Raw genomic sequence first — 261 nt, 5'->3', positions numbered from 1 at the left:
GATGGACGCGTGCGCCGACGGCGACCTCACGCAGCGCCTCGAGGGGTCGTCGGAGAGCGAGGCGATGACCGCGGTCGCGACGTCGTTCAACGAGATGCTCGACGACCTCGAGGAGACCGTTCGGGCGGCCCGCGAGTTCGCGGCCGCCGTCGAGGAGGAGTCCGGGAGCGTCGCGACGTCGACCGACGAGGTCCGGAAGGCGAGCGCACAGGTGACCGAGTCCGTCCAGGAGATCTCCGTTGGTGCCGACGAGCAGCGCGA

At 70.9% G+C, this 261-nt stretch carries 1 pseudogene; it reads left to right on the top strand.

What is annotated here, in order from left to right:
- Positions 1-261 (top strand): annotated as a pseudogene (locus SM753_RS20805) (chemotaxis protein); the annotation flags it as partial.

Source organism: Halostella sp. PRR32 (assembly GCF_034808085.1).
Lineage (GTDB): Archaea > Halobacteriota > Halobacteria > Halobacteriales > Natronoarchaeaceae > Halostella > Halostella pelagica.
This window is presented reverse-complemented; position numbering and strand designations above follow the sequence as displayed.